The sequence below is a fragment of the Pseudogemmobacter faecipullorum genome (assembly GCF_020539525.1).
GTDB classification, from domain to species: Bacteria; Pseudomonadota; Alphaproteobacteria; order Rhodobacterales; family Rhodobacteraceae; genus Pseudogemmobacter; species Pseudogemmobacter faecipullorum.
Window position 1 is genome coordinate 1 of sequence record NZ_JACDXX010000079.1, and the last position, 986, is coordinate 986.

The 986-nt window shown below is 61.2% G+C and carries 1 protein-coding gene; it reads left to right on the forward strand.

Annotation, left to right across the window (positions count from 1 at the left end; translation table 11 throughout):
- A partial coding sequence (tuf, locus tag H0485_RS21265; RefSeq protein WP_226937869.1) for an elongation factor Tu occupies nucleotides 1-954 on the forward strand: 954 nt, incomplete at its 5' end.
- Nucleotides 955-986 lie beyond the last annotated feature (32 nt).

A 986-nucleotide genomic window follows, 5' to 3' on the forward strand; every position in this document is an offset into this window, starting at 1 on the left:
GTCGACTGCCCCGGCCACGCTGACTATGTTAAGAACATGATCACCGGTGCGGCGCAGATGGACGGCGCGATCCTCGTGGTGAACGCAGCTGACGGCCCGATGCCGCAGACCCGCGAGCACATCCTGCTCGGCCGCCAGGTGGGTATCCCCTACATGGTCGTGTTCATGAACAAAGTGGACCAGGTTGACGATCCGGAACTGCTGGAACTCGTCGAGATGGAAATCCGCGAGCTGCTGTCGTCCTACGAATATCCGGGCGACGATATTCCGATCGTCAAAGGCTCGGCTCTGGCCGCTCTCGAAGGCCGCGACCCGGAAATCGGCGAGAACTCGATCCGCGAACTGCTGGCCGCTGTCGACAGCTATATCCCGACCCCGGAGCGTGCGGTTGACCTGCCGTTCCTGATGCCGATCGAAGACGTGTTCTCGATCTCGGGCCGTGGTACCGTTGTGACCGGCCGTATCGAGCGTGGCGTTCTGAACGTTGGCGACGAAGTCGAGATCGTCGGCATCCGTGCGACCTCGAAATCGACCTGCACCGGCGTTGAGATGTTCCGCAAGCTGCTCGACCGCGGTGAAGCTGGCGACAACGTTGGCGCCCTGCTGCGCGGCGTTGACCGTGACGGCGTTGAGCGTGGTCAGGTTCTGTGCAAGCCGAAGTCGGTTCTGCCGCACACCACCTTCGAAGCTGAAGCCTATATCCTCACCAAAGAGGAAGGTGGCCGTCACACCCCGTTCTTCGCCAACTACCGTCCGCAGTTCTACTTCCGTACCACGGACGTGACCGGCATGGTTAAGCTCCCGGAAGGCACCGAAATGGTTATGCCGGGCGATAACCTGAAGTTCGAAGTCGAGCTGATCGCACCGATCGCCATGGAAGAGAAGCTGCGCTTCGCTATCCGTGAAGGCGGCCGCACCGTTGGTGCAGGCGTCGTGGCGAAAATCATCAAGTGATCTGAAAGCGCTGCTGCAGCGGCGCTGACGGA